Here is a 25,960-nt window from a genome sequence, read left to right as displayed (position 1 = left end):
ATAAGAAAAGAGCTGTTGGCATATTATGCACGTTATGGTTATCACGATACTCAGAAAACGGCATCTTACCTATTAAGTGCCAAAGTAGGCCAAACGTTGATGAATCTTCATTCGGTCTTACTGAGTAAGAAAATTTAGAGAGTTCATTTTTAAAAGAAAAAAGGAAGGGGGATATGAATAAAAAAATAAGCACAGTCAGACGAGGCACCATTATATTTTTATCATTACTCACAGTTTTGGTTATTTCATTGTTGATATACGGCTACGACAGTATGCATGACCCTGAAAAAGTTAAAGCGCGCTTATATGCTTGTGGAAAATTTGGTGATCAGCACATGCTCATTGATAAGCAGTATTTACTTTTTGGCAGAGTGACTTATCAAGGTGTGAATTATTGGGGGAAAAATATAAAAGAAGAACACGAGGCCAAAGGTTGTGGTGATCAAATTCAACATATTGCTTTGAAAGTGAGATGGCCCGAAATGACAGCATCTAGAGAAGGCTTTAGATTAGGTTCTGAGTTTAAAAATGATATCACAATTGCATTAAACCAACGTTCCGTTTGGAAAGAGGAGCAGGGAAGTAAAGACTTTTTTAATGAGTTTTTGCTTTTAAAACTATACTTAAGAAAAGGAATGTCTTCTGGTGGAGAAGAGGTAAGTGAAGTATGGATAGATGAAACAAAAACATTTAATTCAGATTTGGGACTCTACGAAATAGAGGTAAAAAGTGATGATGGTGTTGGAAAAAAGGTGTATTGGCAGGAGCGTAAAGGTAAAGGGGTAAGCCTAACCATTAAGTGCCTTTATTTTAAGGATGGGGCAACAAAATGTGAATTTAATACACATCAGCCCAATTATGGGTTTAATACGAGTTATATCACTATAAAATTTCATAGTGAGTTACTGCCACATTGGCAAGAAATTTATCAAGATGCAGAACAACTTATTCATTCTTTTAAGGTTGAGAAAAAATAAAATGAAACATCCGAAGAGTATAGACCGTACCTATGCTCAAAGATGTTTAGATGACCTCAGCATAGCTCAGATGTGCGCGATAGATATGTCCTATTTTAAAGCAGTAACAGCGCAATTTTGATCAGTATAGTGCAACGCTTGCCCTAAGCTGAGGTTGTGCTCTATAAAAATAAACGAAAGATAATACTTTAAGAGCAGTTTCCAACCGGATGATTACATGGTATATAAATTGCTCATAGAATAATAAGCATTATTGCAGGAGAGAAATGTTCTGCATTCGCCGAAGGAGCAACGACCCCGGAAACTCTCAGGCAAAAGGACTGTAATAATGAAAAAACTCTGGAGAGAAGTGTTCAATCACTCACCGAAGGGGATGGTTTAAAATATCATGGGATGTTTTAGGTCGAAGCTCTCAGGTACACATGACAGATGGGGTTGACATCAAACAATAAAAAGGAGGTGTCTATGTGTCATGTCGTTGTCATTGGTGCTGGAATTACAGGCGTAACTACTGCATATGAATTAAGTCAATTGGGTTATCAAGTGACCGTTGTTGATCGTCATTTATTTCCAGCCATGGAAACTTCTTTTGCAAATGGTGGACAACTGTCTGCATGTAATGCGGAAGTTTGGAACCAAAAATCGACAGTGCTGAAAGGCATGAAATGGATGTCTCAAAAATCTGCCCCTTTATTGCTCAATCCTGCGTTTAGTGTGCATAAATATGCATGGCTGATGGAGTTTCTGGGCAATATTAAACATTATGAGGCCAATACCCACGAAACAGTACGTTTGGCTTTATTGGCTCGACAACGCTTGTTCGAAATTGCGGATAAAGAGTCAATCGACTTCAATTTAGAAAAACGTGGTATTTTGCATTTTTATCATAATAAACAAGATTATGACGTTGCTATTCGAGTTAATGATTTACTCAATAAAGGTGGCCTTGAACGTTGTGGCGTAAGCAATGAAGAAATTAAGCAAATTGAGCCGACATTGACCGGCGACTATTATGCTGGATTTTATTGTGAAGGTGATGCGACGGGTGATATTCATAAGTACACCACAGGTTTGGCTGAAGTCACCAAAAAGTTAGGTGTGAAGTATCGTTTTGGTATGGATGTGACAGATATTCAGCACTTAAGCTCAGGTGTTGAAGTGAAGTTACAACCAAGTTCAGAAAATGTTGAACTGCTTCCAAATGAAGTGGAGATATTGGCTGCCGATGCTGTTGTGGTTTGTGCAGGTGTGGGTAGCTATCAATTGGCTGAATTGGTTCAAGAACGCGTCAATGTTTATCCTGTAAAGGGATATTCGATTACTGTGATGTTAAATGACGAAGAGAGTCAGCAAAATGCGCCGTGGGTGAGCTTGCTGGATGAAAGCGCGAAAATTGTAACTTCACGTTTAGGTAAAGATCGTTTCCGTGTCGCTGGCACTGCTGAGTTTAATGGCTATAACCGTGATATCCGTGCAGATCGGATTCAACCTCTTGTTGACTGGACCAATCGTAACTTTAAAGTTTCGACAGAGCATGCGGTCCCTTGGGCAGGTCTTCGCCCCATGATGCCGAATATGATGCCTGTAGTTCGCCGTGGAAAGCTAGAACGTGTGTTCTTTAATACAGGACATGGGCACTTAGGTTGGACGCTATCTGCAGCAACTGCGGCAATGATTAGTCAGGAAGTCGCGACAGCGTATCCTGTTTAATTCGAGTGTATTCTTGGATAGATAAAAACAAGTTTGCTTCGAGCTTGTTTTTATTATTTCTGTTTAATGATGTTATAATTCTGCCTTAATTTCAAAAGATTGCTCACAAATGAATACTTTAAACTTGAGCAAAAATAAGTAGTATTGTTTCAAGCAATTGATGACTAATGTGAAGGTGAATAATGATTAACATGAAAATGGCTTTGGTGGTTTTAGCTTCTGCAATAATGCTGTCGCTTGCTGCGTGTAGTGACAAAAAACAAGAGACTGAACAAACGCCAGTGGAAAGTTCAGCGGCTGAAACACCAGTAACCAATATTGAAGTTAGTCCAGAGATGATTGATGCTGCACCTTTAGAGTCTGAAGCAGCAGGTGCATCAGCACCAGCGCCTGAAGCAAAATAAGTCCAAAGATCAAAAAGCCTCCCGATGTGGAGGCTTTTTTTATGGGTGAGAGTGATATCAGCATTTAATCGTAAATATCTAGATTCAGGATATAAATCAAAAAATTATATTAGATCTCTTGCGAAAGTCATTATTGCAAGTTTATCCGGTTTACGAGTGCAGCAATTAAGTTAATGCGTAAACCGAATCTTTTCCGTCTATTTCGATAGCGTTCACTTAATATTCTAAATGTTTTCAATTGACTATTAATGTGTTCGATCACAACTCGTATTTTTCCAATCATTTTATTGTACCTTTTCTCAACATCAAATAAGGGTAAATTCTTCTTTTTCTTTATTGGCATCAATAATTTAAAGCCATCTTGCTCTAATCCGTAGTACCCTAAATCGGTCATAACATATTCACAATGTTTGAATTTCTTAACCGTTTTTCTTGCCAATTTAATATCATGCTGACTGCCATTCGATATATCTAGCCCTATGATTTGTTTGCTGTTCGGATGATAGATCACTTGTGCTTTTAGCGTATGTTTCTTCTTTTTACCACTGTAGAACTTACTCTGATTTTTTTTTCGGACGTTCTATTGAACATTCTGTCGCATCAATAATGACCCAGTTAAAGTGTTCGTCTGCTGTGGTAATGCTTCGTTTTGGCAGAGTAAAACGTCTTGATTTCATCAATGCATCTTCAACCTTTTTAATGGTTCGATTCACATTACTTTCAGCGATATGGTAATTTGCCGCTAATTCCAGTTGAGTGCTGTAGTTCCGTAAGTAATTGAGAGTTAATAACAACTGATCCTCTATATCTAAAGTATGAGGACGACCTGATTTCTTTTTGAGTGATTCTGCTTTTTCTAAAACCTCTACCATTTCAGTAAAAACTTGTCGAGGTACGCCAACCAAGCGTTTGAATTCAGAATCTGAAAAACGATTTAATTTCTGATATCTCATGAAATTTATATTGAGGTGGTTTTTACTTTCGCAAGAGATCTATTGAAACCATAACGAACAATCGATAGAGTTTATTTAGTAAATATTGTCAATCTGTAATACTTTTCATTAATGCATCCTTCGCAAGCAAATAGACAGTAGAAAACATGATGTTTAATCATAACTCATGTAAAAATAAGGAAATATTTTGTACGCAGTTAAGCTCACAAAAGTCTCGTTGAATTTTAAACAGCATGGCCGAGCATTTTTGATTGTTGCTACGGTGATTTTTGTCTGCTGTTTGCTTGGGATATTCACTCGACCGATTGCATATTTCGCTTATTTTTGGCCAGCTAATGCTGTACTGATCGGCTTATTTTTAAGGTTTAAGCCACTCAGAAATGTTGGTGGCTGGTTGGGTGCATTTATTGGTTATATGTCGGCAGACTTAGTCACAGGGAATCATCTTGAGCTGACGTTGGCTTTAACAATCGCCAATTTTATGACGGTAGGCGTGTCTTTATTTTTTATCCATTATTTACAAATTGACTATCGTGCATATAACAAAGGCTTAAATTTTCTTTATCTTTTCTTGGTTTGTGTTTTTCTTGGGTGCTTTTCCAGCGCGATATTTGCCGTTGCTGTCGTTCCGTATATGCCACACACCTTTATGAGCACGCAAGACCTTTGGGCTGAGTTTTATATTTGGTGGACGGGGGAAGTTCTCAATTGTATTTCACTTTTACCCCTCATGTTGACCTTTCCGGCAGCGAAGAAATTAAAGTATCTTTGGAATAACCGTAGACAGTGCGAAACCCAGTTTGTCGATGTTTTACCCTTACTCTCAGTTTTAATTTCTGTGGCATGTACTCATCTGTTCTTTGGTCCTGGTGCCTTACTTTTCCCTCTAGCAGGGCTCATTTGGGCGGCTTTAAGTTACAACTTATTTTATGTGAGTATCATTAACAGTTTGGTTTGTTTTGTGACGTATCATAGTTTAACGACTTATTATATTTCACGTACAGCAGATAACTTCTTGGCCACTTCTATTTCGGTGCGTATAGGGCTGTGCATGTTGATGATTGCACCTTTGCTTTTATGTATTGTGAGTCGTAATCGTCATGATCTGTATAAAGAAGTGCTTTATCTGGCCAACCATGATCCCTTAACTCATGTGGGAAATCGCCGTTTTTTCTTCACTCAAACTGAAAACTTATTGAAGGAAAATTTGGTTAAATCGATGAGTATTATTGTGCTAGATATTGATCACTTTAAGAAAATGAACGATCAATATGGTCACTATATTGGTGATGTATTGCTACAAAGCTTTGCCACGACCGTGAAAAGTAATTTGCGTGAACAGGATTTATTTGCGCGTATGGGCGGTGAAGAATTTGTGGTGGTGCTAAATAATACCACTGAAATTGAATCACAAATCATTGCAGAACGTATCTGCCGTGCTGTCGCTACTTCAAAAACTCAAGTGGCACATGCTGTTTTGAGTATGACGGTGAGTCTTGGTGTGGTGCATCAAGTTTTGCCAACGCAAAATAGTCTACAGAGCTTGTTAAATCGTGCTGATCGAGCGTTATATCAAGCCAAAACTTTAGGACGTAATCAAGTACAACTTGCCTCATAGGTTAAAATTTAGTAAAAGTATAAAACAATAAAAACTATATACTTGGATAAAAATGAATTTTTCTGAATACCTTCGTTATGATGGGCTGGGTTTAGCTGAGTTGGTTGCGCAAAAACAAATCCATCCCGCTGAATTATTACAAATTGCAATTGAGCGTAGCCAGCAAACCCATTCTGCTTTAAATGCGATTATTATTCCTATGCATGATTATGCAAAGAACAGAGCACAAAATGCACTGTCTGGTCCATTTGCAGGTGTACCATTTTTAGTAAAGGATTTATTTCAAGAATATACAGGTTATCCAACATCTTATGGATGCCAAGCATTTAAACGCACGGGGCATATTGCAGAACATAATGCAGAAATTGTAAACCGTTGGGAAAACACAGGCATTTTAACCTTTGGACGTACCAATACTCCTGAGTTTGGTATCAAAGGCATTACAGAATCAGATGCTTGGGGAGCCTGTCATAACCCTTGGAATTTAAAACATAATAGTGGTGGCTCATCGGGTGGCTCCGCTTCTGCAGTGGCCGCTGGGATTGTTCCTATTGCGGGTGCGGGCGACGGCGGCGGGTCGATTCGAATTCCAGCATCGTATTGCGGTTTATTTGGTTTAAAGCCAAGTCGTGGACGTACGCCGTGGGGCCCAGATATGAGTGAGGCAATGCACGGCGCTGCGATACAGCATGTATTGAGTAAAAGTGTAAGAGATAGTGCAGCGATGTTAGATGCAACGCAGGGTGCAGAGCATAGCTCGTTGTTTAAAATTGAACAGCCCAACCAAAGCTATTTGGCCTGTCTACAGCAGCCTGTAAAAAAACTTAAAATTGCATTTAGTACTCAGTCGCCTATTGGAACCACAGTGTCTAAAGATGCCATTGATGCTGTACACCATACCGCACGTTTGTTGGAGTCTTTAGGGCATACAGTGGTCGAAGCACAACCTGAGATAGATGGTATGTCTTTGGCCAGAGACTTTATCACGACGTGGTTTAGTCAATTTTCTTATATGTTAGAGCAGATCAAGCAACAGGTTCCGACCACAGCAGGAGATTTTGAGCTGGATTCTTTAGCTTTGGCTGCCTTTGGTGCGAAAACGACTGCGTTAGAATATATTCATAATCTGAATAATTGGGGAGTATATGTCACCAAAATGAACCAATTCTTTGATCATTATGATCTTTATCTGACTCCTGCTACAGCTTCAGTCGCACCCAAAAATGGGCAAATTTCTACTCCATCATGGCAAAAACCAATTTTAAAAAGTTTATTAAAAGTAGGCAAGGCACATCTGCTAGCACAAGGAAAACTGGTCGATAAAATTGTGAAAGATAATTTGCGTTGGGTGCCTTTTACTCAGTTAGCCAACATCACAGGCTTACCCGCGATGTCTGTACCTTTGTATTGGAATGCTGATAATCTTCCGCTTGGTTCGCAGTTTATTGCGCCTTTTGCCCGTGAAGATAGGCTCTTACAGTTGGCTAGTCAGCTTGAACAGGCCCAGCCATGGTTTCATAAATATAGTGAAATCAAAGTTTAGAAAGCTGATTAATTAAATTGTTGTAGTTTATGCGTACAGATCAGAAGAGGGCTTTTTAAGCTTGAACCTCTTTGGGTAAGTACCGAACAAAACCCAAACCGAGTAGAACCGCACAGCCTGCCAAAATAAAAATAAGTTCGCCTGACAGGCTGTGCCAATAATGTCCTGCAAGAATACTTCCAGACGCTACACCTAGTCCCCACATGGTGCTATACAGGGCTTGACCACGTCCTTGTTGTCCTAAACTAAAGTTTTGGAAAATGATACGCATGGCGATGAGATGAAATAAACCAAAGCTAAAAGCATGGATAGTTTGTGCGAAGAACTGGATCGCGAAGATTTGGGGAAAAGAACCGACCATAAACCAGCGTAGCGCTGTGAGGATCAGACAAATAGACACCATGAGTCGCCATGAAAAACGTTTGAAAAAAACGTGAGCAATGGCAAACAAAATAATTTCGGCCATGACACCGATAGCCCACAAAAAACCAATTTCTGTGGTTGAGTAACCGGCTTGTTTTAAGAAGTTACTATAAAAACTATAAAACGGTGCATGCGAAAAAAGCAGAATAAACTCGATACCAAAAAATGCCGCTACAACGGGTTTTTTTAAAATAGGTAATAATGGCTCGAGCTGCCCTTGTGAATGGGGTGCAGTGGTCGGTTCTTTAATGCTAAATGACCAAATAAAGGCCAAAAAAGAAATACACAACAATAAAACTGGCAGCATAGAGATGGGTAAAATTTCTAATAAGGCTCCGATACCAAAAACCCCGACAATAAAACCGACAGAGCCCCATTTTCGAACTTTTCCATATAAAGCACTGCGCTGTTCCGCGAGCCAAAATAGCGTAACGCCTTCAAATTGAGCCAGAATAGCATTTTGGAAGAAGCTAAAGATCAGCATGAGCAGGGCGATCGCCTGAAAGGAGTTTGGAATGATAAAAATCATGAACCAAATACAAGCTTCCATCCACGTTGCGACTTTGACCAAGAGCATCCGTTTCCCTGATTTATCTGCAATCCAGCCCCAAATAAAAGGAGCAAAAAAACGGGTAATGATCGCAATTGAGGAAAGGATACCGATTTCACTGTAGTTAAAGCCTTGATCTTCGAGATACAGGCTCCAAAACGGCATGAAGGTGCCTACAATAGAATAATAAAAAAAGTAAAAACCAGCCAGTCGGTGCCGAATGGGGAAAGAAAGCATCGTACTGTGTTCCTTGGTTGGGTGGGCAGATTCTGAAGAAAACTTGAACCTAAAACAAAGCGTCAAATCGATAAAGCTTCGAGAATTTTAAAAATGGATTGTTTCAATCATGCTTATTTAGAGTTCAGGGATTAAAGCTTATTAGCCTTTGACTAAACCACCATCTACAATCAAGTTTTGACCTGTCACAGCACAAGAATATGGCGATAAGAACATTAAAATGGCTGAGGCAAATTCCTCAGGTGTAACTACACGACGCAGTGGTGTTGCACTCGCGATGTAATCAAAAACTTCATTGGGTGTACTTTTGCTGGCATCGGTGGTTTGTAGTAAACCGCCAGAGAGCATATTGATATTAATGCCGTATTGACCAAGTTCATGCGCTGAGGTACGGGTAAATGCCAACAGTGCAGCCTTCGCCGTGGTGTAGTCATGATAAGGCACCACAGGGTTCTGCACCAAATTGGTTCCGATGTTTACAATGCGCCCAAACTGACCTTGTTTCATACCTTCAAGCGCTGCTTGGGTAGTATTCAAAGCGGCTTTAACTGCACCCTCAAATTGTTGTTGCATAGTTTCCCAGCGGAGCTCATGAACTTTTGGGCGGGCCTCGCCATTAAACTCGAACTGAATCAGCGCATTATTAATCACGGCGTTGATATGCTGTCCAAAATGCTGAAAGCTTGTGTCAAACATACTTTTGACTTGAGCATTGTCTGTAACATCAGCTTGGTAGATAAAAACCTGTTCGGGATACTGCTGAGCTAAGGTTTGTGCTGCTGCTTGGCTGTTCAAATAGTTCACGACTACACGAGCACCTTCATTGATTAAGGCGTGTGTAATCGCAAGACCTAAACCGCGTGCGCCACCTGTGACCAGTACAACTTGATTTTTAATGTGCATGATGTTTCCGAGCAGATAAATGTATGTATTTTTTAGATAAAGCAAGTATATCAAAACCTTTCAGCACCTTAGGTTTTACAACTGCTACTTTTCAAGTTTTCGATGCTCATTTAGTTGGGTTAGAGTATTCGGATAAAAATCTCTAAGCACAGTAGAAAAGTTTTAGCATCACTGATTATTGAGCCCGAGTTTGCTCAAGGTGTAGCCTCAAAATACGGCGTAATTCTAATAATGTTTCTGCTTCCTCATGCACAGAATGATTGCCTTTAATGATTTTTTCAGAGACTGCCTGTTCTAGATGTGAACTTGAATAGGGCACAATACCATCGCTCATGTCATGTATGTCATTGGTCTGACGGTGATTGCCAATAATAGAATGATAAGGAACTCTGGATACAGGCATGATGTTATTGGTCAAAGCCATAAAGCGTGACTTTGGACTTAAGTCGTCAGGGCCAGATTGCACCATGCCTTTGGTGCTAGAGCTACCATTGAGCTGTATATCCACTTGGTTAAAGAAAGTGATCGGCAATTTGACCATTTTCTTCACCAATTCCATGTACCAGCGGTCAGACAGTTCACTGCCACGGTGAGGCGCGGCAATAAAAATTGCACGTCCAATGGGTAAATCAGGATGAAATTGAAAACGTTCTTTGATTACGGGGTATTGTTGTAATCGGGTGTATTGCTCATAGTTTAACAGTGGAATCACTTGCTCAGAAATATCGTGTTCACTAATCAGTAAGCGACTTATGACGCCGCCCATACTATGTCCAATCAGCACGGCGTCACTGGCCGAGCGAGAGTTAGGTTGAATTTGTGCAAAGGCTTGTTTAAGTAGTGCATGAATCTGATAGCTGCTTTCAACAATCGGCATATTGGTTGAATAAAACACCTGCCATACCTGAAAGTTTTCTCGTAAAACTTTATCCCCCAAAATGTTATTGGTCAGATTGACCCAGGTTTCAGGGCTACTGGCGAGACCATGAATAAGTACAATCACTTTTTTATTTGGTTGGTAGGGTTCAAGCATATAGACATGTGGCATACGCAATCGCTCAGTTTTATCGAGCAAGGTTAAGTAGCCTGTAGAGCCCAGTTTATTTTCTGCCAGCCAGTAGGCAAAAGGCACAGAATAATTCGCCGTGAGAATGTATTTTTGTTGATGTATGTCTACATACTTTTGCGTATAAGGATTAAATAGCTCAATCTCAAAAACAGCTTTGCCATTAAGCACATCTTCAATAGTGCTTTCCGGGTCTAATGGCTGCGCCGCTGCGGTTACGGACAAATAGCGTGCAGGATGGATATTGGGATTGGTTTGATTTTGATAAAACGATATCGGGTCAAGAATAAAATCATTTTTATGAATAGGGTCCGCTTCAGTCACAACCACGAACTCTGCGCCCAAACCGTCTTGACGGTTGACTTGATAAAAACCCGAGAAGTTTAAATTATAACTGGATTGAACTCGGTCAATGGTTTTACTTTTCAGTTCAGGATAGTGTTCTAAATTTACAATATATTGACGTTGTTGGACGTTGAGTTGCGCGGGAACTTGATGAAAAGGCTGCGTACGGTACGCCGTGGTAATTAAACGCGACAAAGCGACATTGTAAAAAGTGCGGAGATGCATTTGTCTTTGATCAAAAACACGGGTACTTGGGCTTTCTTGCATTTTAAATAAATACACATAGCTATAGCGTAAACTTTGGTCGAAGGCATTAAGGCTCTGTTCTAAGCAGTGATTATTTTCACTATGTAGCTGTGCTTGGGTACAGTTGCGTTGTTTTAAATTATCTAAAGCTTGGGCTAAATACAGTTCACTTAAAGCGGCATAGCGTTCATCTGCAGCAATATCTGTTTGTGTGTTTAAGCGTTGCAAACATGTTTCAAATTCAGCGGTGCATTGCTGTGGCGTCAGGCTGAGTAGTTTGAGTAAGCTGGTGGTTTCCGCACTCAATTGTTCGTGGGTTAAGATATTTTCGGACTTGCTACGAATAGCTTGATGGATGTTATTTTCTTTAACTTTGACCAACTGGCAGGCCGGCAGTAAAACAATCGTTAGCCCTAAAATGATTGGTCGCGTGAAAGTATGATGTCTCGTTAAAAGCATAGTTTTTAGCACGGACGTTATCTATATAGGCTAAAGATGTCTTTCATTTTAAGATAATTTCTAACGAGTTACATCCAAATTCGGTCCGATCTTTGGTGTCCCTAGACATAACTTAAGAACGCTTATATTCAGCTCAAGCGATTTGGCGAGCAAAGGCTTTGCCCAAAACATGTTTATGTATAAATCTTAATTTATCGAGGACTGGTGCTGAGAGCGTAAATGGATAAGCATCTTCTAAACCCATACTGCGATTTAACGCATTTAAGTTAAAAGTTAGTGTCATCCATTGTTTGAGGAGTAAATCAAAATCTTGAGCGCCGATTGGATTTTCATAAAAGCTTAAGTCATGGGTATCTTTTCGATTATTGCGCACAATTAATCCTGCATAGTAAGCGGTTTCCAATGTGTCCATCATGTGTAAATAGTGTGCCCACGTTTCTGCCCAGTCTTCCCAAGGATGTGTGCTGGCATAAGAGCTGACATAAAATTGGTCCCAGTTTTGTGGTGCGCCATCTTCATAGTGGCGTTGTAGTGCTGCGTTATAATCTTGACGCTCATCTCCAAAATACTGACGGAACTCGTCGACCAGCTCAGGATGTAGCGATTTAATGAGGTCAAAATAATAATGACCACTTTCATGACGGAAATGCCCCAAAAGCGTACGGTAGTTTTCACCCATTTTAATACGGGTCGTTTCCCTATAGATGACATCTGCTTCACTGGCATTGAGTGTAATGACGCCATTAGCATGTCCTGTCAACACAGGGTGCTCTGGTTCAGGCATGAGAAAATTAAAACGGAGTCCGTAGCGATCATCATCGTTATCTTTGGGCCTTGGCATAATATTCAGGCGTTGCATTAAATACAGAAAACGCCGTTTAGCATGTTCGAGCCGTGACCAATAGACAATATGATCTGGGTTGTCGAGAGTTGGAATGGTATATGTAAGCACACAAGACTCACAGTAGATGTCGTTGCTCTCTGCGGGAATAACCCAATTACAGACTTGATGATGCTGATAGTTATAACAAGGCTTATAGCGCTTCGTCTGGTATTTTTCATTTAGCGCTAACCAAAGAACAGGGCTATGCTGTTCAAAGCTCCCCATATCTTTTTCTGATGCAATATAACCGAGTGTAGTTTGGCAGCTCACACATTGTGAGTTGGCAAAAAAGATTTGGTTTTGACAGGATGCGCAACTAAAGAATTTCATCGGCGGCTATGTCTTTGGTGAGCTTTTAGAACCAGTATAAAGGATGTTGATTCCCTTCGTCATGTTCTGTCATCTGTTTTGATTGGCTTGCAAAGTTGAGTATTCATTGAGAGCATATTAGAAAGAATACATGTGCTTGGTTAGTAGCTAGCTTTTCAGCAGGTTCTTTTCTTTCATATTTGTATAAAGAGATATAAATTTTAAAATTTATAACCTGAATGAACGAAAAAGCTTGATTTAGGTGCAGATTCGTCAAAAATAGGGGCTGGGAAAAATCAAAGCTTCATTTTAGAATTTCAAAGCCTTTTAAGTTTCTGGGAGTAAATATAATGATAACGAACGTATCGCCAAAAAAATGGCTACTCATGAGTTTGGGGGCGATGTTGCTTTCAGGTTGTGCGACAACCTCTACAGACCCGAGTCGTCAAAATGTGGGGACCACAGGTTTACTCATTTGTGCGCAGAATGAGCTTTGTCCAGTGGTCACTGTGAGCTGGAATGAATCCAACAAAGAGCTGCTTAAGTTAAAAATGCATTTGAGTAGTACTTACAATAAATATGAGATTCATAAAGTTGAGTTTACAAATGAGAAAGACTTTCAAACTTTTGCTGTCACTGGGCCAACCGAGCATGATCATGTTTTAGGTACCAACCGTTCGACCAATTATATTTTAGCGCCTGTAAATTTGATGAGTAGCTTAAAAGGTACAAATTCGATCAAAATGAATATTTATACAGATCAAGGTATTATCTCTCGATATGTGTATAAAGATGGCGTCTCAGCTCCAATCTTGGGTGAGTTCCAAAAAGTTTATCAATAAAAGAAAAATCGCCATCTGGCGATTTTTTTTGCTTATAAGTGAGAGAAAACTAAAAGTTGTGAGGACATAAGATCTCATGTCCATAAGGTGTTTTGCCTATAGGGACGTAAACATTGGGCCTTTGACGGATGAAAAGTCAAGCTGAATAGCCCTAAATGCACTTTGATGTATCAATTTTAAAAATATAAATATTTTTTGCACAAAAAATAAACTTTTTAATGTGCTATTGCTGTCAGTCTAATCAAAAAAATTGGCATGTATTCTGCTTAGTTCTAGGTATTACAAAAACCTTTTTTGGTAATACCGAAAGGAGCAGCAAATGTCTAAACAATTCAAAGATGACTTAAATGCATTCTTCATCGTATTTAAACAGTTCGCGGTTGCCATCCTAAGCGCTAGAGCGGGCATTTATATCAAGCAAGATTCATCCGAAAAAGGATAAGCATGTGCCGAAACATAAATTGGCACGGATCAGTATTACTGTGCCTGCACTAACTGTCGATGCATTGGATCAGAAAATTGTCGATCAGCACTACGAAAGTCGTTCTCAAGCCATTGTCGACATGATCAATAAACATCTGATTGCGGATCAGGAGCAACGTAACGCCGTGATGGTGGGGACGTTTACTTTGCTCTATGACGCCAGTGTTACACCACTTAGAGTCCAATTGCTGGACTTACAGCAACAATTTTTAGAACAAGTGGTGAGTTCACTGCATATTCAGTTAGATGAGCAAAAAATTCTAGAAGTGATGATTTTGCAGGGCTTAACTACAGAGTTAAAAGCGCTAAGCCAACAATTCATTGCTTTGAAAGGTGTGATCAAAGGGCATTTGGAGCTGATGGATGCAGTGATGCCGCCGATTCCACAAAATGAAAAACAGAGAGCGTTGAAATCGTGACCATGTTCACCGCCCTCAATGTCTCACTCCATATATAGCAAGTTTAAACATTTACAGCATCGGGAAAATTGCATCATGATTAAAAAAGCGTTCTTATCAGTCTCTATTGTTTCGACTATTTTATTGGCAGGTTGTGATAACACCGCCAAAATTCCTGAAACAAAGGACAGTGCATCTGAGAGCACAGCCACCAAAACCATCATGATTGGCTACAGTGATTGGCCGGGTTTTGTTGCATGGCAAGTGGCAATTGAAAAAGGTTGGCTCAAAGAAGCAGGGTTGAATGTTGAATTTAAATGGTTTGATTATTCATCATCACTTTCTGCTTTTGCAGCCAATCAGCTAGATGCAGTACTGGTGACCAATGGAGATAATCTAGTCACAGCCTCTGGGGGCACTCAAGGTGTTATGATTATGGCGACAGACTATTCCGCAGGTAATGACGTGATTATCGCAAAAGATGGAATTAACAGCATTGCCGATTTAAAAGGCAAAAGTATTGCTACTGAAAAAGGCTTGGTTGACCATCTATTGCTAAGTACAGCACTAACAGATGCAAAAATTAAGACCAGTGACATTAAATTGGTCAATTCTATGACCAATGAGCTTCCACAAGTTTTTGCCAGTCCAGATATTGCTGCAATTGCGGTCTGGCAACCTGTAGCCAATCAAGCGTTGAAGTCTGTTGCAGGGTCTAAAATTATTTATAGTTCTAAAGATAAGCCAGGTTTAATTTATGACACCCTGACTGTAAATATGAGCCATCTTTCTGCCAATAAAGAAGATTGGAAAAAGATGATCCAAGTGTGGGATAAAACAGTCAAATATATTAATGACCCTGCAACACGTGAAGACGCCGTGAAAATTATGTCTAACCGTGTTGGAGTCGATCCGAAACAATATGAACAATTTATTGGCGGGACGCATTTACTCGATTTGGCAGCCAATAAAATCGTCTTTAAGAAAGGTTCAGGTTTTGACTCGATTTATGGCTCAAGCTACCACGTAAACAAATTCAACGTTGAAAATGGCATTTATAAAACAGAAATGGATGTTGATGGTGCAATTTACCCAGCTTTGGTTGAAGAGTTAAAGTAATACTTCGTAGAAACTAAAAGCCCAAGTTAACTTGGGCTTTTTTGTATGAGTGTGTTTAAAAAGCAAAGAAAGATCTAATGTTAAATACAGAGTAGATTTTAAGGCATGTATTTATAAATGCGTACTTTTAGAAAACACATGAATAATCACGATGCCGATAATCATAAAACTTAAACCAACAACCGCCGCAAAGTCGAGCTGCTGTTTAAAGTAAATCCAACCGACTGTAGAGATCAGAATAATGCCTGCACCTGACCACAGTGCGTAAGCTAGCCCCATAGGGATGGATTTAAACGTTAGACCTAAGAAAAAGAGTGCAATTGCATAACCGATAATGGTTAAAACGATAGGTAAAGGTGCAGTGATACCATTGGTCGCTTTTAATGCAGAAGTCGCGAGTACTTCTGCAATCACGGCAATCAATAAATAGAGAAAAGCCATAGCTTATTAAAGTTCCCTTACGCAACCACAGTTGCATGATGCATGAGGTGATGTTGTTCTTGTTTCAGCCAATGCTGACTGTCCGCCGTGGTAGATGTTACATTTTGAAAAGTGTATTCAGGTTCATACACATCCACGACGAACACCAGCTGATATGCTTCGCCACCGATCAATTTACGCTGTATGAGGGTTTCAGTATCAAAGACTTCAAAACCGTCTAGAATGAGTTGTTGTTGAGTCGCTTGAGTGCAGCTTGAATATTGAATGAGCTGATCCTGAGTTGAAACTGATACTTCATAGCTTTCAATTTGATTTAAGTCAGAAGGACTTTGCTCCACATAAGAAAGAATCCCTAACGTGTCTATATTCTGTTGAATATGGGGTAAACGTGACTGTGCATATGCCATATGCTCACCGCAGATGATGAGACCGCCATCGAGCGAAATTTCTTGCTGCGTGGCAACATGTACGGCTTTGACTAAGCGTAGTCCTAAAAACAAACCCGTACTGGCTTGTTGACGCCAGTCTTCAACATAGGCATTACTGGGTGAAAACTCCAAAATACAATTGCCAATGGTATGTAGGGTTGCAGGCTCAGACCACTGGGTATGGTTCTGATAATTGCTACTTAGCTCCCATGACAGTGATGCATTTTGTGCATCCCAATGCGTATAACCGACCCATGCTTGACGCTCTACGATAGGTGTATCTGTTACTGATTTAAGACGTAGGTCAATGGTGAAACTCTTGGACTGAAACCAATACACAATCGTATTTTCATCTGTCAAACCATTGTAAAAGCTAATACTCTTACGCCGAAATGCGCCCATTAAATAGGTTGGTACATTGCCTGAAGCAGCTGTGATAGGTTTTAGTTGACTTAAAGTTTCAAATAAATTCATGGGGTGTACTCCATGTTTGACTCAGTCAGACCAAAAGAATAAAGCGGAACGGCATTCTTTAAGACCAACTCACCACTGGCTACACGTTGTTTTAAATAATGAAAGGTTTGAGCTGTTTGATTAAACAAATGTTCTCCACCTGCCAGTGGCGCATATTTAGGTGGTTCATTTGTATTAATCGGTTGGATGACATAGTCATAGTCACAAGAAAAAAATAAAGGGAAGGAATAGCGTTCTTGTTGGACTTTTTTGACCCGATGCTTGGTCGCTAAATATTTACCATTGGACAATATTTCCATCATGTCACCAATGTTCATCACCAACGTATTTTCAAGCAGAGGAATATCAATCCATTCACCTTGCTTAGTGAGGACTTGTAAACCGGGCGCTGTGGGTAGTAATAAAGTAAAGCACTCATAGTCGGTATGCGCCCCGATGCCTTCTGCATCTGTCGCTTGAGGGTTAAATGGATAGTGAATGAGGCGTAATTGACTGGGCGCATGTTGAATATGCACATCAAAAAAGTCTTCTTTTTGCTCTAAAGCCAGTGCAAAACAGCGAAATAGTTGATGCCCAATTGCTTTTAAGTGTTGATAGTACTGTGAGACATGGAGTTTAAATGCGGGATTATCTGGCCATTGCGTCGGACCAAGTAAGGGATAATTTAATGCAGAGCCTTGATAGTCATAATTCACATCATAAGATTCTTTTAAATCATAGCTGTTACTCGAAAACTGTTCTTCACCTATAGGTACATAGCCACTATGGTTCACCGATTTTCCAATATAGTTTTGCATTTTGAGTGCGTCATCTTGGGCAAAATAGTGTTCCGCGATGTCACATAACTGTGCAAATAATGCAGGTTGAAATTGATCACCTTTGAGATAGAGAAATCCAACTTCTTTACAGGCCTGATCAAGTGCTTGAGCAACTTGCATACGCGCATCTAGATTTGGGCTATTTAAAAGGCTGATATCCACCAGTGGAAGGACATATTTATCTTGCATGGTAAAATCCTCGCGTTGGCCGTCCAACAGTGCATAAAGCCTAAGGGTCGTCCCTCAGGCTAGATCAATGAGTTACTTGTGTGTACTGACTTGGGTCATACGTGGGATTTTGGGTAAATCCTCCAGTGCTGGGTCAATTTCTTCTTCTTGTGCATGTACTAAGAAATCGACTCGCTCTCGAAGTTGCTTAAAGGCAGGGCTGGACATCAGTTCAGCGCTTCGTGGACGGGGTAAATCCACTTCAATAATTTCTTTAATTTCCCCAGGATTGGCTTTAAGCGCGACGATACGATCAGCCAGTAAAATAGCCTCATCCATATCATGGGTTACAAAGATGATGGTGATATCAATGTTTTGCCATAGGTCCATTAGGTGTTTTTGCATTTTCTGACGGGTATGCGGGTCAAGCGCACCGAAAGGTTCATCCATCAGTAAAATTTTCGGTTCATTGACTAAAGCACGAGCAATCGCAACACGTTGCTTCATCCCGCCAGACAGTTGATGTGGATATTGGTTTTCATACTTCTCTAAGCCAATAATATTGATCCACTCTCGTGCAGCCGCTTCGGCTGAGGCATGACTTGCACCTTTCATCAGTGGACCAAACATCACATTTTCTTTAACCGATTTCCAAGGAAATAAGGTATAGCCTTGAAACACCATACCTCGCTCTGGACTAGGGCCTGAAATGGGTTGTCCATCTACTAGCAACTCACCACTGCTATAAGGGTCTAGACCCGCAACAACACGACTAAAGGTCGATTTTCCACAACCAGATGGCCCAATCACACAAATAAACTCCCGCTTATGAATTTTCAAATCGAGCTGATTTAAAATCGTGCGTGAGTTTTTACCATGCTGAAAAACTTGACTAAGTTGTTTGGCCTCTAAAATGACAGGACGTTGATAAATGTGATCAAAATATTGACGAGAATTGAACTCCGTTGCTTTTATATCTGTAGTTATCATTATTTTGCTCCCGCTTTCCATTTAAACAGATGTTGTCCGAGTTTCATTAAAATCACATCACAGACCAAGCCAATCACCCCAATAATTAAAATCGCAGCATAGACATTGTCAAAGTTCTGGTAGCGTGCTTGCTGGGTAATAAACCAAGTGATCCCTGTGGTGGTGCCAATCAACTCAGAGACAATCAAGTAGGTCCAAGCCCAGCCCAGCAAAACACGTAAATCACGGTAAATATCGGGTAACGCCGCTGGAATGACCACGTGAAACAGACTTTTTACTTTATTCGTCCCTAGGGTATAACCCGCTTCAATCAGCCCGCGGTCCACCATACGCGTAGTATTGGCAATAATCAGAATTTGCTGAAACAGCGTCCCAATCACGATGATGGCAATTTTTGGTGCATCATTAATGCCTAATATTGCAACAGCCAGTGCACCAAAGGCAGGCGCAGGTAAGTAGCGAAAGAACTCAACAAAGGGTTCAGTGAGCTGGGAAATTTTGTTGGAAAAACCACATAAAATCCCCAATGGAATACCAACGAGTGATGCAATAAAGAAAGCACTAAATACAATCTTGATACTGTGCCAAAGACTTTGATGAAACCATGGTGCATCGGCCTGAGCTGGTGGTGTGGTAAATGCCGTCACTAAGGCTGTCGCAACTTGGTGGGGTGCTGGTAAATAAATGGGATTGACCAAATTACCTTGTGGCGGTTCAGTGCTTGTATTGACGGCATTTTGCGCTTCTGTATAGAAAACACTTTTGTCTACACGGCTACCGACTTGTAAAAAAGAGACACTGCCAGAGTTGGTGATTTGTACCTGAGGGTGCCAAATAAAGGGCAAATAACTCACAGCACACCAAATGAGGATTGGTATTAGAAATGATCCAAAGCCCAGCAATATTTTGCTTTGAGGACTGAGTTCTCGTGCGACATAACCCATAGTTGCTTAGCCCCGATATTACTTTTTTTATAAAACGTAATACTGTTAAGCAAAATGAATGCCAAATTTGTAGTGCTATTGAGTGTTCACCTATGTGCTAATTGTTTAAATAAAAACAGCCTTTGACCTAAATATGTTTTAAAATGCGCTATCGATAGATTGACGCTCAAAAGGGGCAGCATCGCATGGCACAAAAGTCACAACAATCTGCATTGAATGAATTGATTGCAGAACAGAAACTACTGTGTGAAGAATTTGACTCGGCTTATGTTGAAGTAAAAGGTGATGATGTCGTTGCTGTTGCTGTGCATACTTTGAATCAAGAACCCATTGTCGGTTTACGTAAAAAGCCAGAAACTGAAGAGAATGTCGCTTGGTTTATTTATGGTGGTGAATTGGGTGAAGGACAAGACTTTTTTACAACCATGACTGTACGTGAGTTACAAGATATCTTGCCTGACGTACTTCCATACTTGGCTTTAAGTGAAGGTTATCGTTTTATGATTGATGGCGATGACTATGAAGATGTATGGAAAGAAGGCGATGAGTCTTAATACATGAAAAAACAGACATGGACGTTGCTTAGTCTTTCGTTATTTTTATCATCGTTTCTATCAGCCCTGAGTTATGCAGAAACAACGAAGCTAACTCAGGCGCAGTATGATCAGAAGATGGCAGAATATACAGCAACTGTGAATTCAACCAAAACCGTTTTAGATGCAAAAGATAATCCAGCGACAGCAACAGAAATGAAAACTGCATTTTGTCAGCGTATGGATGCATATCATCAAATTGCAGCGCTATCCAAGGCCAATATTGAATTAAGTACCGTTTCAGTGATGTTGATGGTGGCCAACCGTTATCTTGATCAGCAAGAAAAAAGCCTGACCGATGCCGGGATGAATGAAAGTGCCTTCTGTCCAACTGCGAAAGCTTTAAAAGTTGAAGATACGAAACGAGTAAAAGTAAAGTAACCCAATAAGACAGTACGGATTTAGAGTAGGCCTTAAGATCTAATTTATTGTTTCAGGATGCTGTAGAAATAGACAATGTCCTCGATTGTGTTAAGATAAATAAAAATCAACCATCGTTTGAGTAGGAGTTGGTGTATGGCAGCTTATACCGACATTAAAGTAGGCAAATATGAGGATGATATGATTCCTAAACTTGCCATTCATGCTTTTCATGATGCTTTTCAAAAAGCAACCACTCGTTCGTCTGTGGTTTATGCAAAAGCTGAACAGTTGGTTGAACGCGATATTCATGGCAATGAAACTGTTTTACAAGACTTAAGCAGTGCTTATGTCGATGTAGGCGTTTTACCGACACTGACACGTAAAAAGAAACACGCAACCGTATAGATTGATATGCCACCTCGACAACCTAGAATAAGAATGTTTGCAGGGCCGAATGGTTCTGGTAAAAGCACTGTTAAAGATTATCTTTTGCCCCAACATATTGGGGCATATTTAAATGCAGATGAACTGGAACAAAACTTAAGACAGAGTCAACGCCTTGATTTATTGCATTATCATCCTTCCTTAAAAGCTTTAGAGTTGGTCACTTTTTTAAAAAGTAAGAAGCGTCCTAAAGCGGGACAGTTCGTGGCCTTACTTACGCATGAGCCGATGGTACTAGATGAATGGAAGATCGAGTTTAAAACCAATGAAGTCGATTCTTATCTCTGTGCACGCATTATTGATTATATTCGGCTTGAGTTTCTGCGCTTAAAAGTCAGTTTTACTTTTGAGACGGTAATGTCACATATCTCTAAAGTTGAGTTTCTCCGAGAAGCGAAACGTCAGGGTTATAAAACCTATCTATATTATGTCTCAACAGTCGATCCACAAATTAATATTGCTCGGGTCAAGTATCGGGTCAGTGTGGGCGGCCATCCTGTTCCTGAGCAGAAAATTATTGAACGTTATTACCGTAGTATGGATCTGCTCATGCAAGCCATAGAGTGCTGCGATCGCGCCTACTTGTTTGATAACTCTTCTGACGGTATTCAAGCGTCTTTTCTTGCAGAAATAGAAGCAGCTGAAACCTTAAAAATGAATGCCGCCGTGTCTAAGCTCCCAAGATGGTTTGCAGAACGCGTACTATCAGAATTCCAATAAACTGCTCAGAAAAAAGCCGATTATTTCATCATTTTTCATGTGTCTACCTGCATAAAAACATATTCAAAAGTCGTGGATGTGTTTTATAAACCTATAATAATACTCATGATGTAGAGATGTCCCCATAACACTATTCAGTATCTTTAAATAAAAACTATAATGAAATAAAACGAGATAAGTTAAGTATATCTAATCTAAAAAAGGGCTGAATACAAAATCCATCGGGGATATATTCAAGCTTTTTGCATGATTGTGAAGAATAACTATGTAAAAGAAATACTTTAATGTGTTATCTAAAAGACTAAGAGCTTCGAAAACGAACAGGTAGTGCCCATTCAAATATCTAAACCTAGATGCAAGGGCTCGTAAACAGTGGTCATAGACGTGCATAGCATCGGTAGATACAAAGGACGCTTGATTATTTTTTAATTTATTATATTATAAAAACATATATTGTTTTAGAGCGATTGCCAATGCATGATTTTGCGTGGTCTTTTATAGGTGGAATATTACTCGGCATCTCCGCCGTTGGATATTTATATACCAATGGACGAATTGCAGGAATCAGTGGTCTGGTCTCTCAAGTTGTAAGCTTAAAAGGGATTATAAATACATCTGCACTATGGTTTTTATTGGGCTTGTTCGTTGTTCCGTTTATATACGCAGCTTTTTTTCAGCCTAATATTCATATGGAAGCGACACCTTTCATGTTAATTATTGCGGGTGTGTTGGTAGGCTTTGGAACGCGATTAGGTTCTGGATGTACCAGCGGGCATGGTATTTGTGGTATCAGTCGTTTATCCAAACGTTCAATCATCGCTACAATGAGTTTTATGTTCGCAGGCTTTATTACTGTGTATGTTGTCCGTCATATGCTTGGAGCAATCTAAAATGAAAAATGTTTGGGCATTCATTTGGGGTGGATTATTTTCAATTGGGCTCATGCTTTCAGGAATGTCGAATCCTGCGAAGGTGATTGGCTTTTTAGATATTTTTGGGCACTGGGATGCCAGTTTAGCTTTTGTGATGATGGGTGCAATTGCGGTTGCATTTATTCCTTTTCAAAAAGCTGTACGTCAGCCAGATTCAAAAACGGTTTATGGTGAAGTTATACAGCTTCCTAAAAATACGAAAATCGACAGAAAACTGATCTTCGGAAGTCTGCTATTTGGTATAGGCTGGGGAATTGCGGGAATTTGTCCTGCGCCGAGCTTTACTTTGATTGGACTGGGCTATTATCAAGCGATCTATTTTATAATTGCGATGTTCGTTGGTGTACTGCTACATCGTAAAGTAATGGAGAAAATGCCATGATGCAAATTGCTCAAGTAAAAGCATTTTTTGATACACAGACCAATACGTTTAGTTATGTAGTGAGCGATCCAGACACTCAGCGCTGCGCCGTGATTGATAGTGTGTTGGACTATAATGCAGCATCGGCAACGACCAAAACAGAGCAGGCCGATTTAATCATTACTTATATTCAAGAAAATAGCCTAAGCGTAGACTGGATTTTAGAAACACATGTTCATGCAGATCATCTAAGTGCTGCACAGTATTTAAAGCAAAAACTAGGTGGAAAAATTGCAATTAGTCATAAGATTGAGACCGTACAACAAACTTTTGGTGAGATTTATCACTTAGATATTAAGAGTTTAAATGCCAAGCAGTCATTTGATTACCTTTTTGCAGATCACGAGACTTTTTTGGTAGGCAACATAAAAGCATTTAATATTCCGACACCAGGGCATACACCTGCGTGTCTCAGTTATGTCATTGGTGATGCTGTTTTCGTGGGAGACACGTTGTTTATGCCTGACTATGGGACGGCACGTTGTGATTTTCCAAAGGGGAGTGCGGCGGTTTTATTTGACTCAGTGAAGACTTTGTATACATTGCCAGATCAAATGCGGATGTTCTTATGCCATGACTACTTACCCGAAAGTCGTGATCAATACCAATATGAAACATCGGTTTATTCGCAAAAGCATAAAAACATTCATATCAATACTACAACGGAAAAAGCCGATTTTGTCGAAATGCGAAACCGCCGTGATGCAACTTTAAGTATGCCAAAATTGATATTGCCAGCGATTCAAATCAATATGTTTGCAGGCAAGTTCCCTCAACCAGAAGACAATGATATTTCTTACTTAAAAATTCCGCTGAATTATTTTTAAAATAGAAAAGTAGCAAGACTTAAGGCATTCGGCATCTTTTCACTTGCTTAAAATCTGATTCAAAAATCTAATCTGATATTAAACAGACATGTACATCATACCTTTAAATTTAGCCTAAGCAAATATCTCACTCAAAATAGCCTAAGCAAAATTGAGCTTAATATAAAAAGTCATTTGATTTATTTCCATTAAAAATTCAATATCTATAGCAATCAAATAAAGTAAGTTTCATATGATCCTAAATCATCAATTTCATCAAAATGAGCAGTCAACTGCAAAAACACTGGTCTTTGTTCATGGTTTATTTGGCAGTTTAAGTAATTTAGGTATGTTGGCTCGGGAGTTTTATTCAAGCCACCATGTATTACAGGTAGATGTACGTAATCATGGGTTATCGTCACATTCCAATGTTATGAATTATAAGGTCATGGCAGCCGATCTAATTGAAACTTTAAATGAACTCAATATTGAGCACTTTTCTTTGATCGGGCATTCGATGGGTGGAAAACTGGTGATGAAAGTGACCGAACTCGCAGGAGATCGACTAGATCAACTGGTGGTATTGGATATTGCGCCTATTGCTTATAAAGAAAATCATCATGAGCAAATTTTTAAAGCGCTCATTGCAGTACAAAAAGCAGATATTGAAACACGTCAACAAGCCATAGAAATCATGCGTGAATATCTCAAAGAAGAAATGGTGATTCAGTTTCTCTTGAAATCTTTTAGCAAAGGGAAGTGGTTGTTTAATGTAGATGCACTGTATCAGAACTATGCCCAAATTCTGTCATGGGAAAATATAGAAACATGGCATAAGTCTGCATTGTTTATACGTGGTGGAAACTCACCTTATGTAGCAAAGCCAGAATATATAGAAGCTATCCAATCGCAGTTTTCTCAAGCCCAGATTCAGACGGTGGCAGATGCTGGACACTGGTTACATGCAGAGAAAACTGCGCAAGTTTTGCAAATCATCACTCAATATTTGAGTCAGCCTTCAACCTGATTAACTCAAATTCGCAGCTGAAAGTTGTCCTTCAGAGGTCAGCTTTTCAGCCATTTCCGCAGTTTTCTTTAAATTAGGCATTCGAAATTCGGTATGGCCATAGTCTTGGATCGACTTCCAACGCCCGCCCCAAGTTAAACCTACAGATTCTGCAACTTCACCATAGAGCTGATAGCCACGCATCGCCCATGGATCTCGTTCAGAAATAACGACTTTTCCATCCCGCTTAAATGCGACATCCGCCGCCAATCCAAATTGGTGGTAACTTTGGTAACCACGCGCCAAAGTCGTATTTTTATTGCTGGCTAAAGAATTTTGACGCTGCGGGCTACGATAGCCTTCCAGTAAAACCAGTTCATATCCATGCTGCTCACGCATTATTTTAAATACCATCAGTAAACGTTGTTTATAGCGTGGGTTCATTTTATGAACACCATACGATACATTCATTTGCTCAATTACTGAGAATGAGCAGTTACGAGCTTGCACAAAGCATGATTGGACTCGGGTTATTGTTACAACCCGTTATTCAATATGGTACTAGTCGCTTAACTAAGGTGTTGATTTTACCTATTAATAACTCTAGCTACTGCTATGAAATTGCAGCTTTTTGGGTCAATCTAATTAGTTTTTTTATTCAAAATCAAAATGCTGAGCTTCTGATAGGGATTTTACATAGCGAAAAACCTGTACTGCTTTTTGGCTTTCAAGGGGCAGATATTATGACCTTAAGTGAAATTTTCACGCAAAAGTTAGATTCAGATCACTGGGTTTCATTGGTTCAAGCCAATTGGATTGATGCATATTTAGAGCAAAATGCCGGTTTGGCAACTCTGGAGCAAGCTTTGTGTGAGCGGCAATTGAGCTTAATACAAGCTGTGAAACTTTTTAAAAAAACTTTTATAGATTAGGGTCTGTTGACA

Annotated in this window: 27 protein-coding genes, 2 pseudogenes and 1 riboswitch; of the genes and pseudogenes, 18 read left to right on the top strand and 11 right to left on the bottom strand. The window is 39.7% G+C overall.

Translation table 11 applies throughout. The features are described from left to right. Positions 1 to 173: 173 nt before the first annotated feature. From AC4CUX_RS16400 to AC4CUX_RS16390, 3 genes are all read left to right on the top strand, one after another. Complete coding sequence (locus AC4CUX_RS16400; RefSeq protein ID WP_005399402.1) at positions 174 to 977, top strand: hypothetical protein; 804 nt, start codon at positions 174 to 176, stop codon at positions 975 to 977. Positions 978 to 1,223: 246 nt separating this feature from the next. Then, a riboswitch (glycine riboswitch) is annotated at positions 1,224 to 1,310 on the top strand. Between the two features lie 132 nt (positions 1,311 to 1,442). Then, the gene (locus AC4CUX_RS16395) at positions 1,443 to 2,687 is read left to right on the top strand and encodes a D-amino acid dehydrogenase (RefSeq protein WP_005399403.1); all 1,245 of its coding nucleotides are present in this window, start codon (positions 1,443 to 1,445) and stop codon (positions 2,685 to 2,687) included. A gap of 182 nt (positions 2,688 to 2,869) precedes the next feature. Next, the gene (locus AC4CUX_RS16390; RefSeq protein ID WP_005399404.1) at positions 2,870 to 3,091 is read left to right on the top strand and encodes a hypothetical protein; all 222 of its coding nucleotides are present in this window, start codon (positions 2,870 to 2,872) and stop codon (positions 3,089 to 3,091) included. A gap of 130 nt (positions 3,092 to 3,221) precedes the next feature. On the opposite strand, the gene AC4CUX_RS16385 is transcribed toward AC4CUX_RS16390, so the two are convergent. Beyond that, positions 3,222 to 4,044, bottom strand: a protein-coding gene (locus tag AC4CUX_RS16385; protein ID WP_087554504.1) for an IS5 family transposase whose coding sequence is annotated in 2 segments (ribosomal slippage) — positions 3,222 to 3,662 and positions 3,664 to 4,044 — 822 coding nt in all. Because the reading frame shifts where the segments join, the coding sequence is not laid out codon by codon here. A 187-nt stretch (positions 4,045 to 4,231) separates the two neighbouring features. Here AC4CUX_RS16385 and AC4CUX_RS16380 point away from each other — a divergent pair. Further along, positions 4,232 to 5,662, top strand: a complete 1,431-nt coding sequence (locus AC4CUX_RS16380) for a GGDEF domain-containing protein (RefSeq protein ID WP_005399405.1) — start codon at positions 4,232 to 4,234, stop codon at positions 5,660 to 5,662. Between the two features lie 52 nt (positions 5,663 to 5,714). Then, positions 5,715 to 7,205: an amidase gene (locus AC4CUX_RS16375; RefSeq protein WP_005399406.1), complete on the top strand. Its 1,491-nt coding sequence runs from the start codon at positions 5,715 to 5,717 to the stop codon at positions 7,203 to 7,205. A gap of 55 nt (positions 7,206 to 7,260) precedes the next feature. Here AC4CUX_RS16375 and AC4CUX_RS16370 read toward each other — a convergent pair whose 3' ends face one another. From AC4CUX_RS16370 to AC4CUX_RS16355, 4 genes are all read right to left on the bottom strand, one after another. Further along, positions 7,261 to 8,415: an MFS transporter gene (locus tag AC4CUX_RS16370; protein ID WP_005399407.1), complete on the bottom strand. Its 1,155-nt coding sequence runs from the start codon at positions 8,413 to 8,415 to the stop codon at positions 7,261 to 7,263. Between the two features lie 141 nt (positions 8,416 to 8,556). Continuing rightward, positions 8,557 to 9,318: a 3-oxoacyl-ACP reductase gene (locus tag AC4CUX_RS16365; protein WP_039889589.1), complete on the bottom strand. Its 762-nt coding sequence runs from the start codon at positions 9,316 to 9,318 to the stop codon at positions 8,557 to 8,559. 175 nt (positions 9,319 to 9,493) lie between these two features. Next, the gene (locus AC4CUX_RS16360; protein WP_005399409.1) at positions 9,494 to 11,434 is read right to left on the bottom strand and encodes an esterase/lipase family protein; all 1,941 of its coding nucleotides are present in this window, start codon (positions 11,432 to 11,434) and stop codon (positions 9,494 to 9,496) included. A 133-nt stretch (positions 11,435 to 11,567) separates the two neighbouring features. Continuing rightward, positions 11,568 to 12,647, bottom strand: a complete 1,080-nt coding sequence (locus AC4CUX_RS16355) for a zinc-binding metallopeptidase family protein (RefSeq protein WP_005399410.1) — start codon at positions 12,645 to 12,647, stop codon at positions 11,568 to 11,570. Positions 12,648 to 12,976: 329 nt separating this feature from the next. Between AC4CUX_RS16355 and AC4CUX_RS16350 the strand changes: the two genes are divergently transcribed. From AC4CUX_RS16350 to AC4CUX_RS16335, 4 genes are all read left to right on the top strand, one after another. Then, positions 12,977 to 13,468 carry a hypothetical protein gene (locus tag AC4CUX_RS16350; RefSeq protein ID WP_004693036.1) on the top strand — a complete coding sequence of 164 codons (492 nt, stop codon included), beginning with the start codon at positions 12,977 to 12,979 and terminating at the stop codon, positions 13,466 to 13,468. A gap of 319 nt (positions 13,469 to 13,787) precedes the next feature. Continuing rightward, a complete protein-coding gene (locus AC4CUX_RS16345; RefSeq protein ID WP_004693037.1) occupies positions 13,788 to 13,910 on the top strand; it encodes a hypothetical protein in 123 nt (40 codons plus the stop codon). Between the two features lie 4 nt (positions 13,911 to 13,914). Further along, the gene (locus AC4CUX_RS16340; RefSeq protein WP_004693038.1) at positions 13,915 to 14,370 is read left to right on the top strand and encodes a CopG family ribbon-helix-helix protein; all 456 of its coding nucleotides are present in this window, start codon (positions 13,915 to 13,917) and stop codon (positions 14,368 to 14,370) included. Positions 14,371 to 14,445: 75 nt separating this feature from the next. Continuing rightward, complete coding sequence (locus tag AC4CUX_RS16335) at positions 14,446 to 15,468, top strand: ABC transporter substrate-binding protein (protein WP_490792571.1); 1,023 nt, start codon at positions 14,446 to 14,448, stop codon at positions 15,466 to 15,468. Positions 15,469 to 15,579: 111 nt separating this feature from the next. Here the strand turns inward: AC4CUX_RS16335 and AC4CUX_RS16330 are convergent, their stop codons facing one another. The 5 genes from AC4CUX_RS16330 to AC4CUX_RS16310 form a co-directional block, all read right to left on the bottom strand. After that, complete coding sequence (locus AC4CUX_RS16330) at positions 15,580 to 15,909, bottom strand: DMT family transporter (protein ID WP_490792570.1); 330 nt, start codon at positions 15,907 to 15,909, stop codon at positions 15,580 to 15,582. 17 nt (positions 15,910 to 15,926) lie between these two features. Continuing rightward, positions 15,927 to 16,811, bottom strand: coding sequence for a hypothetical protein (locus tag AC4CUX_RS16325; RefSeq protein WP_490792569.1), 885 nt, complete (start codon positions 16,809 to 16,811; stop codon positions 15,927 to 15,929). After that, a complete protein-coding gene (locus AC4CUX_RS16320) occupies positions 16,808 to 17,818 on the bottom strand; it encodes an isopenicillin N synthase family dioxygenase (RefSeq protein ID WP_490792568.1) in 1,011 nt (336 codons plus the stop codon). The genes AC4CUX_RS16325 and AC4CUX_RS16320 overlap by 4 nt, the downstream gene beginning before the upstream one ends. Before the next feature lie 72 nt (positions 17,819 to 17,890). Then, positions 17,891 to 18,787, bottom strand: coding sequence for an ABC transporter ATP-binding protein (locus tag AC4CUX_RS16315; protein WP_490792567.1), 897 nt, complete (start codon positions 18,785 to 18,787; stop codon positions 17,891 to 17,893). Continuing rightward, positions 18,787 to 19,731 (bottom strand): ABC transporter permease, encoded by a 945-nt coding sequence (locus AC4CUX_RS16310; protein ID WP_490792566.1) that lies wholly within the window; start codon positions 19,729 to 19,731, stop codon positions 18,787 to 18,789. The genes AC4CUX_RS16315 and AC4CUX_RS16310 overlap by 1 nt, the downstream gene beginning before the upstream one ends. A gap of 185 nt (positions 19,732 to 19,916) precedes the next feature. On the opposite strand from AC4CUX_RS16310, the gene AC4CUX_RS16305 reads away from it, so the two are divergent. The 8 genes from AC4CUX_RS16305 to AC4CUX_RS16270 all read left to right on the top strand — a co-directional run bounded on the left by AC4CUX_RS16305 (position 19,917) and on the right by AC4CUX_RS16270 (position 25,037). Next, a complete protein-coding gene (locus tag AC4CUX_RS16305; RefSeq protein WP_004693046.1) occupies positions 19,917 to 20,285 on the top strand; it encodes an immunity protein Imm33 domain-containing protein in 369 nt (122 codons plus the stop codon). A 3-nt stretch (positions 20,286 to 20,288) separates the two neighbouring features. Beyond that, positions 20,289 to 20,705: a hypothetical protein gene (locus AC4CUX_RS16300; RefSeq protein ID WP_490792565.1), complete on the top strand. Its 417-nt coding sequence runs from the start codon at positions 20,289 to 20,291 to the stop codon at positions 20,703 to 20,705. 135 nt (positions 20,706 to 20,840) lie between these two features. Beyond that, on the top strand, positions 20,841 to 21,092 hold the full coding sequence (locus tag AC4CUX_RS16295) for a hypothetical protein (protein WP_005399418.1): 252 nt from the start codon (positions 20,841 to 20,843) through the stop codon (positions 21,090 to 21,092). Between the two features lie 33 nt (positions 21,093 to 21,125). After that, on the top strand, positions 21,126 to 21,851 hold the full coding sequence (locus AC4CUX_RS16290; RefSeq protein ID WP_490753504.1) for an ATPase: 726 nt from the start codon (positions 21,126 to 21,128) through the stop codon (positions 21,849 to 21,851). Positions 21,852 to 22,324: 473 nt separating this feature from the next. Then, positions 22,325 to 22,741, top strand: a complete 417-nt coding sequence (locus tag AC4CUX_RS16285; protein WP_428853719.1) for a YeeE/YedE family protein — start codon at positions 22,325 to 22,327, stop codon at positions 22,739 to 22,741. Position 22,742: 1 nt separating this feature from the next. Next, on the top strand, positions 22,743 to 23,165 hold the full coding sequence (locus AC4CUX_RS16280) for a DUF6691 family protein (protein ID WP_490752828.1): 423 nt from the start codon (positions 22,743 to 22,745) through the stop codon (positions 23,163 to 23,165). Further along, positions 23,162 to 24,031, top strand: a complete 870-nt coding sequence (locus AC4CUX_RS16275) for an MBL fold metallo-hydrolase (RefSeq protein WP_490792564.1) — start codon at positions 23,162 to 23,164, stop codon at positions 24,029 to 24,031. The genes AC4CUX_RS16280 and AC4CUX_RS16275 overlap by 4 nt, the downstream gene beginning before the upstream one ends. A 232-nt stretch (positions 24,032 to 24,263) precedes the next feature. Further along, complete coding sequence (locus tag AC4CUX_RS16270; protein ID WP_490792563.1) at positions 24,264 to 25,037, top strand: alpha/beta fold hydrolase; 774 nt, start codon at positions 24,264 to 24,266, stop codon at positions 25,035 to 25,037. Here the strand turns inward: AC4CUX_RS16270 and AC4CUX_RS16265 are convergent. Further along, positions 25,038 to 25,463 (bottom strand): annotated as a pseudogene (locus AC4CUX_RS16265) (M15 family metallopeptidase); the annotation flags it as partial. Here AC4CUX_RS16265 and AC4CUX_RS16260 point away from each other — a divergent pair. Further along, a pseudogene (locus AC4CUX_RS16260) lies at positions 25,457 to 25,948 on the top strand (type VI secretion system-associated protein TagF); the annotation flags it as partial. The pseudogenes AC4CUX_RS16265 and AC4CUX_RS16260 sit on opposite strands and share 7 nt — an antisense overlap. Between the last annotated feature and the right edge of the window lie 12 nt (positions 25,949 to 25,960).

The organism is Acinetobacter sp. 231_lipA (assembly GCF_058243005.1).
Note: the sequence above shows the minus strand (reverse complement) of the source record. Positions and strands in the feature narration are given on the sequence as shown.